This is a genomic window from Prosthecobacter sp. (assembly GCF_049294395.1).
GTDB lineage: Bacteria > Verrucomicrobiota > Verrucomicrobiia > Verrucomicrobiales > Verrucomicrobiaceae > Prosthecobacter.
Map to the genome: position 1 here is coordinate 1 of NZ_JBAQCR010000270.1, position 10,527 is coordinate 10,527.

Annotated in this window: 10 protein-coding genes and 2 pseudogenes; 10 read left to right on the forward strand and 2 right to left on the reverse strand. The window is 60.0% G+C overall.

All coding sequences use genetic code 11. The features are described from left to right. The first annotated feature begins 33 nt into the window (after positions 1-33). The 4 genes from WAW39_RS18480 to WAW39_RS18495 all read left to right on the forward strand — a co-directional run bounded on the left by WAW39_RS18480 (position 34) and on the right by WAW39_RS18495 (position 4,348). Entirely contained in the window at positions 34-1,581 is a 1,548-nt protein-coding gene (locus WAW39_RS18480) for a SufS family cysteine desulfurase (protein ID WP_422320671.1), read from the forward strand. A 6-nt stretch (positions 1,582-1,587) separates the two neighbouring features. Continuing rightward, positions 1,588-2,118: a rhodanese-like domain-containing protein gene (locus tag WAW39_RS18485; protein WP_422320663.1), complete on the forward strand. Its 531-nt coding sequence runs from the start codon at positions 1,588-1,590 to the stop codon at positions 2,116-2,118. Between the two features lie 3 nt (positions 2,119-2,121). After that, entirely contained in the window at positions 2,122-3,069 is a 948-nt protein-coding gene (gene epsC / locus WAW39_RS18490) for a serine O-acetyltransferase EpsC (protein WP_422320664.1), read from the forward strand. A gap of 274 nt (positions 3,070-3,343) precedes the next feature. Beyond that, positions 3,344-4,348, forward strand: coding sequence for a cysteine synthase A (locus WAW39_RS18495; protein WP_422320665.1), 1,005 nt, complete (start codon positions 3,344-3,346; stop codon positions 4,346-4,348). A 117-nt stretch (positions 4,349-4,465) separates the two neighbouring features. Here WAW39_RS18495 and WAW39_RS18500 read toward each other — a convergent pair. Beyond that, a pseudogene (locus tag WAW39_RS18500) lies at positions 4,466-4,999 on the reverse strand (IS630 family transposase); the annotation flags it as partial. Positions 5,000-5,107: 108 nt separating this feature from the next. Here WAW39_RS18500 and WAW39_RS18505 point away from each other — a divergent pair. After that, positions 5,108-5,323: a helix-turn-helix domain-containing protein gene (locus WAW39_RS18505; RefSeq protein ID WP_397381877.1), complete on the forward strand. Its 216-nt coding sequence runs from the start codon at positions 5,108-5,110 to the stop codon at positions 5,321-5,323. A gap of 138 nt (positions 5,324-5,461) precedes the next feature. Here WAW39_RS18505 and WAW39_RS18510 read toward each other — a convergent pair. Continuing rightward, positions 5,462-6,653: pseudogene (locus WAW39_RS18510) on the reverse strand (CobW family GTP-binding protein). Between the two features lie 137 nt (positions 6,654-6,790). Here WAW39_RS18510 and WAW39_RS18515 point away from each other — a divergent pair. The 5 genes from WAW39_RS18515 to WAW39_RS18535 form a co-directional block, all read left to right on the forward strand. Continuing rightward, a complete protein-coding gene (locus WAW39_RS18515) occupies positions 6,791-7,018 on the forward strand; it encodes a hypothetical protein (RefSeq protein WP_422320666.1) in 228 nt (75 codons plus the stop codon). Positions 7,019-7,123: 105 nt separating this feature from the next. Further along, the gene (locus WAW39_RS18520) at positions 7,124-7,912 is read left to right on the forward strand and encodes a type II secretion system protein (protein WP_422320667.1); all 789 of its coding nucleotides are present in this window, start codon (positions 7,124-7,126) and stop codon (positions 7,910-7,912) included. A gap of 128 nt (positions 7,913-8,040) precedes the next feature. Beyond that, positions 8,041-8,649, forward strand: a complete 609-nt coding sequence (locus tag WAW39_RS18525) for a hypothetical protein (RefSeq protein WP_422320668.1) — start codon at positions 8,041-8,043, stop codon at positions 8,647-8,649. Next, positions 8,646-9,695: a prepilin-type N-terminal cleavage/methylation domain-containing protein gene (locus WAW39_RS18530; protein WP_422320669.1), complete on the forward strand. Its 1,050-nt coding sequence runs from the start codon at positions 8,646-8,648 to the stop codon at positions 9,693-9,695. The genes WAW39_RS18525 and WAW39_RS18530 overlap by 4 nt, the downstream gene beginning before the upstream one ends. Continuing rightward, the coding region (locus WAW39_RS18535) for a hypothetical protein (protein WP_422320670.1) at positions 9,692-10,527 on the forward strand (836 nt) is incomplete at its 3' end. The genes WAW39_RS18530 and WAW39_RS18535, both read left to right, overlap by 4 nt.

Genomic DNA, 10,527 nt, shown 5'->3' on the forward strand with positions numbered 1-10,527 from the left:
GCGCCGCCATCGGCAGACTCGCGTGATGCGGGGCTGAACGGCGGCTTTCCCACCACCACTTCATCCGCGCCACCCGTGCACCCCACGGTGGTCGCGCCCAAGGAGGAGCCGCAGTCGAAACCGTCTGAGCAGCCGCCTTCCGGCGGGCATGCCCGTGGCGACACAAACTCCTTTGAATACGGCGAGCCCAGCTACTACAGCGATCTGCTTGGCACGCGAAACCAGGATGTGCCGGTGGAAAACGACCTGCACACACTGAAGCGCGCGCCTTCCTTTCCTCAGACGATCCAGGTGTCCGATGATCAGGACTTTTACTTCCTGCAGCGGCTCAAAGGAGCCACGCTCCCTGCGCCACAGGCCTCTCTGAGTTCCTTTGATGTGGAAGGCGTGCGCCGTGACTTTCCCGCGCTGCACCAGCGTGTGAACGGTCACCCGCTCATCTATCTGGACAACGCCGCCACCACGCACAAGCCGCAGGCCGTGCTGGATGCCACCGCGCAGTTTTACGGACGTGACAACTCCAACATCCACCGCGCCGCGCATGTGCTGGCAGAGCGCTCCACGAAGCTCTTCGAAGCCGGGCGTGAAAAAGTACGCCAGTTTCTCGGAGCAGGAGATGCCAAGGAAATCGTCTTCCTGCGCGGCACCACGGAAGCCATCAATCTCGTGGCGAACAGCTACGGCCGCAAAAACGTCGGCGCGGGCGATGAGATCCTGCTCACGCAGCTCGAGCACCACGCCAATATCGTGCCCTGGCAGCTTCTCGCGCAGCAAACGGGTGCCGTCATCCGCGTCGCGCCCATCAATGATCGCGGTGAGCTGATCCTCGAAGAATTCGCGAAGCTGCTCAATGAGCGCACGAAGATTGTCAGCGTCACGCATGTTTCCAATGCACTCGGCACCGTCAATCCCGTGGAGCAGATCATCCCTCTGGCGCATGCCGTCGGTGCGGTGGTGCTGGTCGACGGCGCGCAGTCCACGCCGCACATTCCTATCAATGTCACCGCGCTGGATGCCGACTTCTTCGTCTTCAGCGCGCATAAAATCTTCGGCCCCACCGGCATCGGTGCGCTGTATGGCAAGAAGCACCTGCTTGATGAAATGCCCCCGTGGCAGGGCGGCGGCCACATGATTCAGGACGTCACCTTTGAGAAGACGATCTACCGCCCGGTGCCTGAAAAATTCGAAGCAGGCACGCCCGACATCGCAGGCGTCGTCGGCCTCGGTGCAGCGATCGACTACCTCTTCCGCGTCGGCATTCCCGCCATCGCCGCGTATGAGCACTCGCTGCTGGAATACGCCCAGCATGCGCTCAGCACCGTGCCCGGATTGCGGCCCATCGGCACCGCCGCCAACAAGGCCAGCGTGCTCTCCTTCATCATCCCCGGAGTCTCGAACGACGCGATCGCAAAGCACCTGGACAAGCAGGGCATCGCCGTGCGTGCCGGACACCACTGCGCCCTGCCCGCGCAGCGTCATTTTGGCCAGGATACAACCGTCCGCCCTTCGCTGGCATTTTATAACACGTTCAGCGAGGTCGACGCCCTCGTCGCCGCGCTCCTTCAACTCCCCAAACGCTGATTCGCCATGTCCACCATCACCGCCTCCGCGCTATACGAACTGCTGCAGGACAATGCCTCGCAAAACGTCATTGACGTGCGCACGCCGGTCGAGTTCGCCGAGGTGCATGTCACTGTGGCCAAGAGCGTTCCCCTGGATTCCCTCGATCCCGCCACTTTGTACGAGACTCAAAACCTCAGCCTTGAGAAGCCCTTGTACATCCTCTGCCGCAGCGGCCAGCGCGCCACCAAGGCCGCCGATCAGCTCGCAAAGGCCGGCTTCCCAAACTCCGTCGTCGTCGAAGGCGGCACGCTCGCCTGGCTTGAGGCGGATCTGCCCGTGACCCGTGGCACCACGAAGGTCATCAACCTGGAGCGCCAGGTGCGCATCACGGCAGGTTCCATCGTGCTCACCGGCGTGCTGCTCTCACAGTTTGTCAATCCCTCCTCTGTCTGGCTCTCAGGCTTTGTAGGCGCAGGGCTCATCTTTGCCGGCATCACTGACTGGTGCGGCATGGGTTTGCTGCTTGCCAAAGCCCCGTGGAATCAGAAAGCATAGTTCATGTCTTCCCGCAAAACGAAGAACCCCGCGCTCGCCCTCGCCGACTGGCACATCCCCGAACTGCTCGCCTCGTATGAGCGCTTCGGCGGCTTCAACGAGAACAGCTCCAGCAACCTGCCCTCCAAAGGCGCGGTAAACCAGGTCTGCGAAGACCTGCTACAGCTTCTCTTCCCCGGCTTTCACGATCACGATGCCATCCCGGACGGCACGCTCGCACAGGTCACGGTGGAGCGCATGCTCTCCGTGGTCCGCCGTCTGCAGGAGCAGGTGCGCAAGGCCGTGCGGATTGGTAATCCGGATCTTCCCACCGGCAAGACGGTGCCCATCATGAAACGATTCGTGAAGGCCATCCCCGCCGTGCGTGAACTGCTCAAGCATGATGTCGAAGCCGCCCTGGCGGGAGATCCCAGCGTACGCATGCAGGAGGAGATCATTCTCTCCTTCCCCTTCCTCGAAGCCATCGCCATCCAGCGCCTCGCGCATCGTTTGTACAAAGAAGGCGCACCCATCATTCCACGCATGATGACGGAATGGGCGCACTCACGCACAGGCATCGACATCCATCCGGGCGCAAGCATCGGCACGCACTTCTTCATCGACCACGGCACCGGTGTCGTCATTGGAGAGACCTGCAAGATCGGCAACAATGTGAAGCTCTACCACGGCGTGACACTCGGGGCCCGCAGCTTTGCCAAGGACGACAGCGGCCAGATCATTCGCGGCAGCAAACGCCACCCCGACGTGGAGGACAACGTGACCATCTACCCGAACTCCACCATTCTCGGCGGCGAGACCGTCATCGGCGAAGGCAGCACCATCGGCGCGAACGTCTTCCTCATGCACAGCGTCCCGGCCAACTCTTTGGTCGTCACCAAAGAAGCCGGTCTTGAGATCATGAACAAGAACGCCAGGAAGAACAAGAAGGAGATCGGCGAGTTCATCATTTGAGAAGGCAATCGGTCACCCCCAGAAGCTTCGCGAACATCCGCAGAATGAGTTCGTCGCAGACTTCCTCGATTGCGTGATGATTTGACGATGGTGCGGCAGGCCGTGGTGAAAAGGGCTCCGATGCACGTCCATCGAGTGTTCTTGGGCAGCATCCCTGACTCCTTGCCGGAGCAGCCACCTTGCCCCCTTGACTCTCCGCTCATCATCCTTAGCCTCTCTCCTTGATGCCTGACCGGACCACCGGAAGCCGTCCCAAAAACGCTTCCCCAAATCCATGAGTCCCAAAACTTATCACGGTATCGATCATCACGTGGGCAACACCCCGCTCATCCGTCTGAACCGCCTGTCCGAAATCACAGGCTGCGAGATCCTTGGCAAAGCCGAGTTCATGAACCCCGGCGGCTCCGTGAAAGATCGCGCCGCCTACGGCATCATCACCGATGCGGAAAAGAAAGGCCAGCTCAAGCGGGGCGACACGATTGTGGAAGGCACCGCTGGCAACACCGGCATCGGCCTCACCGTCATCGGCCACGCCCGCGGCTACAAGTCCGTCATCATCATTCCAGAGACGCAGTCCCCTGAGAAGATCACCCTGCTGAGCACCCTCGGCGCGGAGGTTCGCCCCGTGCCCGCAAAGCCCTACAGCGATCCCGGCAACTACAACCACGTCGCGCGCCGCCTGGCCGAAGAAAACGGCTGGTTTTGGGCCAATCAGTTCGACAACACCGCCAATCGTGACGCCCACTATCACAGCACCGGTCCGGAGATCTGGCGGCAGACCAAGGGTGAAGTCACCGCCTTTGTGGCTTCCATTGGCACCGGCGGCACCCTGGCAGGCACCAGCCTATATTTGAAGGAGCAGAATGCCAAAGTCGCCGCTGTTTGCGCCGATCCCTACGGGGCCGCCATGTGGTCATGGTTCACGAATGGCAACACTGACACCGACGATGGTGATTCCTTCTCTGAAGGTATCGGCCAGATGCGTGTGACTAAAAACATCGAAGGCCTCAGTGTGGACAAAGCCTACCGCATCGACGACCAGACCGCGCTCAGCATCGTCTATCAGCTCCTGCACGAAGAGGGGCTTTTTCTGGGCCTCAGCAGCGGCATCAACATCGGCGGTGCCGTCCGCTTTGCCCAGGAGCACGGCCCCGGAGCCACCATTGTCACCATCCTCTGCGACTCCGGGCATAAGTATCAGTCAAAGCTCTTCAACAAAGCCTGGCTGAAAGCCAACGGCCTGGACCCCGATTTTCCGATCGACAAAGCCGTCGGGTAGCAAGGTTCCAAACAAAAAACCAAAACCTCATTCATTACAGACTTATAAATTCAGAAAAATTTCGACAGCTTCTGGTCATAATCCATTCACTATTGAGATTTGCATAATAGCCTGACATTAAGGCCAGAGTTCTGCCTGAGCGAAGCAAGCGGTGAGGATGCGGTGTCTGCGGCGCATTCTGCGCAGGGCCGCTGTCGCCTGCATGCTCAACTGCCAGGCCTCCCGCACGATCAGGCTGCCTATCTCATGCTGCTTGAGATGCGCCCACATGTATTCAACCGGATTGAGCTCCTGGGCATGGGCTGGCAGCCGCTCCACGGCAATACCTCCGTTGGTTGATGTGATGAACTCGCTGACCACCCGCGAACGATGGATGGGCGCACCGTCCCAGATGACCAGCAGCCTGGCACCTTTGAGATGGCGGTGCAGCGCCTTGAGGAACTCCACCACCTCTTCGCTCTTGATGCTGCCGGCATGGATGCGGAAGCAGAAGCTCCACAGGGTGATGCCTCCAATGATGGAGAGGCTCTTCCAGTTGAAGGTCTCATGCAGCACAGGGGTCTGTCCGCGTGGGGCCCAGGTGCGCACCCGGTGCGGGCGGGTGCTCAGCCCCGACTCGTCAACGAAGACGATGAGCAGCCTTGGTTTGGATTGCCTTCTTTGATCGGCGCATGCTTGCCCCGGTCATTTTGTGATGCAGGCGTAAAAGCGCCATTCCTGCCGCCGACAATTATGCCGCTTTAGTCATTAATCGCGTTCGTGGCACTCCGCATTCGGCAAATCCTTGGAAGAAACGTCAACCGGTTACGGATGGCGATGGGTTTGACGCAGGAAGAGCTTGCGGAGCAATCGCAAATTGACCGGCGGCAGCTTCAGCGAATTGAGGCGGGAGCGGCCAACCCTGGGGTAGAGATGCTAGCTCGGCTACGCAAAGCGCTTGATTGTTCGTGGCCTGATTTGCTAGCTGGCATGTGACCAAGCTCTGGCCCCTCATGCTGCACGGGTTAGCAGGTCGAAGGCATGGAAGGGGGTTCCTGCGGTTTCGCCATCGAGGAGAAAGTCGCCTGGGTGTCTGCTCGCGTTTCTTTAATCCTCCGACTCATTCACTGCAATTCAAGATGGGAATGGATCAGGCAGCTGTTGCCATGTATGCGGTCCACCCATCATTTCGGCGTCATTGAGCTGGCAGGCATCGAGCTGTGCTGTGAGTGCGGCTTGATCCATTTCACGCCCGATCAGTACGATTTCGGTGCGGCGGTCTCCGTGGGGCTCTTGCAGATTTGGCTTCAATTTCTGCCTGTGCTGCGGGATCCTTGGGGCATTCATCACGACCCACGGCTGACCAGAACATGCCCATGGCGCGGGTGTCCCTCAGCACACCGGCCTGAGAGATGCAGCCTGCGAGTTCCATGCGTGTGGCAAGCCAGAACATGCCTTTGGCCCGGATGACGCCCTCCCATGCTGCACGCATGAAGGCGTCAAAACGCTGCGGATGAAAGGGCCGCCGGGCACGGTAGATAAAGCTGCTGATGCCATACTCCTCCGTCTCCGGCGTGTGACTGTTCAAGGAATCCAGCCAGCCTTCAGCCTGCTCCGACTCCTTCTGTGCGTAGAGGCCGGTGCTCAGCATGGCATTCAGCGGCACTTCGGATTGACGAGTTTCATAGACCTTGGCCTTCGGATTCAAAGCCTGGATGACACCACGAATATCGCCAAGTTCCTCGGCGCTTACGACGTCGGTTTTATTGATGAGGATGACGTTGGCGAATTCGATCTGATCCGTCAGCAGATGGACAATCGTGCGACAGTCCTCCTTGGACACCGCCTGCCCGCGCTGCTGAAGATCTTCGGTGCTGTGGTAGTCATTCAGGAAGTTGCGAGCATCGACCACGGTGACCATGGTGTCGAGTTGCGCGAGATCAGACAGCGACCGGCCCTCCTCATTCTGAAAGGTGAACGTTTCGGCCACGGGCATCGGTTCGGAGACTCCTATGGACTCAATGAGCAGAGCGTCGAAGCGGCCTTCACGGGCCAGTTTTGAGACCTCCTTGAGCAGGTTTTCCCGCAGGGTACAGCAGATGCAGGCGTTGCTCATCTCCACCATTTTCTCCTCAGTACGGGAGAGCTGGGCATCGCCTGCTTTCACCAGCTGGGCATCCACATTGACCTCGCTCATGTCATTCACGATGAGGGCAACTCTGCGTCCCTCGCGGTTTCGCAGGATGTGATTGAGCAAGGTGGTCTTCCCAGCTCCGAGGAAGCCGGAGAGGACGGTGACTGGGAGTTTCGGAGTCAGTATGTGCATGAATGCGTGGAACCTTATAACGCAAACATGTTGCAATAGATATTGACATATTGCAACTTATATGCATTATAGAATGCACACATCAGCCACTACTTCCGGCCTCTTTTCAGTTCATTTTTGAAATCCCTGCTCTGCACATGTCTCATGCTGGTTCTCCCAATACATCTCGAAAACCCGCCCCCCTCATCCTGTCGGTGGAGCGCGCGGACGGGACGATCTGTGAGCTTTCCGAAGGTGAGTTCCGCTCCGGCGCAGGCCGGCTGCTTTTCGTCCGGCGCGGGAACCGCATTGAGATTCGCTGCCCGCGCAGCAAGGAGCTTTTTTCCATCCATTTCGGTCCCATGCCGCTCACCGGCGCGCACTGAGGCACAGCCTTTCGGGCGGTGACAAACACCGCCGGAAAACAATCGAGGCCGGAGGTCGCAGAACCCGGAGCCCTTCACACACAAACCAACACACAGACAAAGAAAATGAAGGTATCCCATATTCTCGCGACACGCCTGGCGCGTCGTTACAACCAGCAAGGCCTGACGCTCATCGAGCTCCTGGTCGTCCTGGTCATCCTGATTGCCCTCGCCGGCATTCTCATCCCGCAGTTGCCAAACATGCTCACGCGTGCTCACACGGCGGCGGCGTCCACCAACATCCCGGAAGCGAACAAGCGCATCCAGGAGTTTGAGCAGATCTACTTCAAGCAGCCCGCGAACCTTGACAATCTTGTCAACGGCGTGGCACTGGTTGACTATCTGCCCGGCACGACTGGCCTCACCGCCACAGCGCTGACGGCAGGCACACGTGAGGCTCTGTTCAATGCGGGAATCACGTCGCTTGCGGGGCTCTATGACACGAAGGCGAACCTTGATACGGCTGGTGGCAACACCACCTTCAACCCGTATGACGCTGCTGCTAACCTCGACCTCTCGGCAGGCACGCCTTCCGTCGCTGTCGCCACGGAAGCTACCGTCGAAGGGCTTCTGCGTCCTGATAGTGGCGCAGGTGATACCTACGTTGCCCTCGGCATCGGTCAGAAGAGCGAACTGATTGGCCGCACGACCAATGAGGCGCCGTATCACTTTGGTGATGTGGCAGGCTCGGGTCCTGACGTCGTCTATGCCCGCTATCTTGCCATCTACAAAGTGGCGAATGACGGCACAGCCTTGGACAAAGCTGTTTTCATCGGGGTGCTCGCCATGCATGACGACGGCCTCGCCAATGGTGGCGATCACGTCTCTGAGTTCTTCAACGCAAACCAGCTGTAATCTGACAGGCATCGTTTGATGCCAAAGTCTTCGGCACTTCGCTTTCTGCGGGATGCCTCATGGCCCCGCCCGGTCAAGCCGGGCGGGGTTCTTTAAACATCGCACGCCCTCTCAGCCAGTCCATGCACATGCACCGCGATCACAACAATGCCGGAGCCGCAGCACGCCATCACCGCGTGGCGGGCCTGACGTTGCTTGAGCTGCTCGTCGTGCTGATGGTGCTCATCGCCGTGGCTGGAATCATCGTGCCAAACGTGAGCGACCTGCGTCTTGGCTTTGCTGGCGACCGCAAGACAGCGCAACAAATTGCCACAGAGCAGACCCTGCTGCAGGTGCGCGCGGCGATCCTGGGCGTGAATGGTCAGAAAGGCTTGTGGCCCGACCTGGCGCAGTGCGATGCCGACCTGCCCCAGACCATGGCCGAGCTGTTTGTGCCACGTGCGGGCTGGCCTGACTTTGATCCCAGCACGCGCATCGGCTGGCGTGGCCCCTATCTGCTGGGCAGCGGTGCACGCTACGGTACCAATGACGCCTATGGCAGCGCCACCGACCCCGCCGTGCTGGATGCCTGGGGCAGCCCCATCGTGATCCAAACCCCGGATGCACAGCACATCCGCATCGTCTCCGGCGGCAAGGACGGCGTCATCGACACGCCCCCCATCGTGACCATGCCCGCCCTCGCTGATTGTGGCGATGACGTGCTTCTTTTTCTCCGCGTGGCGGACACCCGCTCATGAAAATCCACCGCCCATCTCTCCACCAAAGCGGCCTCACCCTGCTTGAGCTGCTGGTCGTGCTGACCATCCTCGTCGTGCTCTCCACCGTCGCCATCACCAGCACCAGCGGCGTGGCAGATCAGGCCCGCTACGAAGCCACCCAGCGAACGCTGGAAAACATCCGCGATGCAGTGATCGGGCCAGCCAACCTGCGCGACACAGATGGCACGCTGCTTTACACGGGGTTTGTCGCTGACACGGGACGCTTGCCGAAGGCGGTGGCTGAAGTGGTGGACGGAGGCACCGTTTTGACCCTGGCTGAACTCGTCCAGCAGCCTGCTGGTATGGCGGCATATCAAGTGCTCCCGGCGATCACTTCGAATTGCACTCCAGCGGACGAAGCAGATGCGGAAGACCCCATGCCTCCTGCCAAAGTCAGTGCAGACACCATCCGGCTCGGCGTTGGTTGGCGTGGACCTTACCTCCGTTTGCCCCCTGGAAATTTCCTACCACGAGATGGCTGGGGAGCGCAGTTGGTGACACCCGTTGGTCTCGTTCCAGGTTTCCCCAACGATAGCCTTCTAAACGGCGGAGGGGCTGTTGGCGCAGGCGATCCGATTGATCAAATCATCAGCTATGGACGGGATGGGGCGGTTGGAGGTGTGGATGCGTATGATGCTGATCAGAGTATAGCGTTTGAAGCGACCTCCTATAACTCAGAATTAACCGTTCAAGTAGAGTTTCGGAATGCCACAGGCGTGATTTCGCCACCAACTCCGAGTCGCAACATCTTTGTGCGACTGTTCGGCCCAGATCCTAACAGTGGCAATATTAGGGTGAAAAAATCGCTGGTACAGGCCACACCGGGTATGGCGTCAATCGTGACAATGTCATTTTCCTTCCCGGAAGATGGTTCAGGCATACCTGTCACTATTGGACCGTGCGCGGTGAGAGCCTACTTCGAAGACGACGCCAATCCATTGACGGATGACCCCAAGTCACCGCCTGCCTACCTCATGCTCCGCCCCGGCCAAAACAACCGGACACTCGTCATAACTGTCCCATGAGCCGCACGATCCTCCTCCTCACTCCCCACTTGATCGCGCGCGGTGATTTCAATTCGCGCGGTGTGCTGCGCGGCATGGGGCACGCGGTGCCGCCTGTGCATGGAGTGGATGTGGCTTCGCTCACGCTGGCGGCTCTTGGGCTGGTGAAGGCGGCTCCACGTCGTGTCTGGGTGCTGACGACTGCCGCCGCCACGGCCATCGTGGAGACTTCACCGGGGCGTTTGCTGGGCTTGAATGAAGCAGAGCTTTCCTCAGCGCTCGCGTTTGAAGCGGAGGCGCTGACCGGACTGCCTGCGATGACGAGCCAGACCGCTGCCTCTCGTATGGCGGCGGCAAGCGGCGCGGAGGCCTGGTGGGTGACCCAGATCAGCCAGCGGATGCGCGGCGAGATCGAGGCTGAAGTCTTGCGGCGGGGCGCGCGGCTGGAGGGCATCGCTCATCCGGGCGGCCTTGTCATCCAGCTTGGCACGGTGGCGGAGCGCTTCGAGCTTTGGCATGATTTGCTCTTCATTCACCGGGCCAGTGGCGCGTTCGACATCCTGGCGGTCGATGAAAGCGCGCCGCTAACGTCGGTCATGGCGCGTTTTCCCGCCACGGGCAGCGCGCGCATGATGCTGACTGCAAAGCCGCAGGCGCTCGTCACGGACTGCGAGGCGCACAGCCTGCATGAAGATGAAACGCTGCGCTCGTGGCTCACGTCATGGCATCAGGCTCTCAACGCGCCCACGCCCTCTGTCCCGGTGCTGCTGCCGCCGGCACAACCGATGAGCGCCGTGAAGCGTGTGTGGTTGTCCGTGAGCACGGCGGCCATCGCCCTTGCGCTGTGCTTTGC

What these genes read in the sequence shown, in the direction of transcription:
- WAW39_RS18485 (WP_422320663.1), top strand. Translation starts at nt 1,588, where the DNA reads ATGTCCACCATCACCGCCTCCGCGCTATACGAACTGCTGCAGGACAAT.
- epsC (WP_422320664.1), top strand. Translation starts at nt 2,122, where the DNA reads ATGTCTTCCCGCAAAACGAAGAACCCCGCGCTCGCCCTCGCCGACTGG.
- WAW39_RS18495 (WP_422320665.1), top strand. Translation starts at nt 3,344, where the DNA reads ATGAGTCCCAAAACTTATCACGGTATCGATCATCACGTGGGCAACACC.
- WAW39_RS18515 (WP_422320666.1), top strand. Translation starts at nt 6,791, where the DNA reads ATGTCTCATGCTGGTTCTCCCAATACATCTCGAAAACCCGCCCCCCTC.
- WAW39_RS18520 (WP_422320667.1), top strand. Translation starts at nt 7,124, where the DNA reads ATGAAGGTATCCCATATTCTCGCGACACGCCTGGCGCGTCGTTACAAC.
- WAW39_RS18525 (WP_422320668.1), top strand. Translation starts at nt 8,041, where the DNA reads ATGCACCGCGATCACAACAATGCCGGAGCCGCAGCACGCCATCACCGC.
- WAW39_RS18530 (WP_422320669.1), top strand. Translation starts at nt 8,646, where the DNA reads ATGAAAATCCACCGCCCATCTCTCCACCAAAGCGGCCTCACCCTGCTT.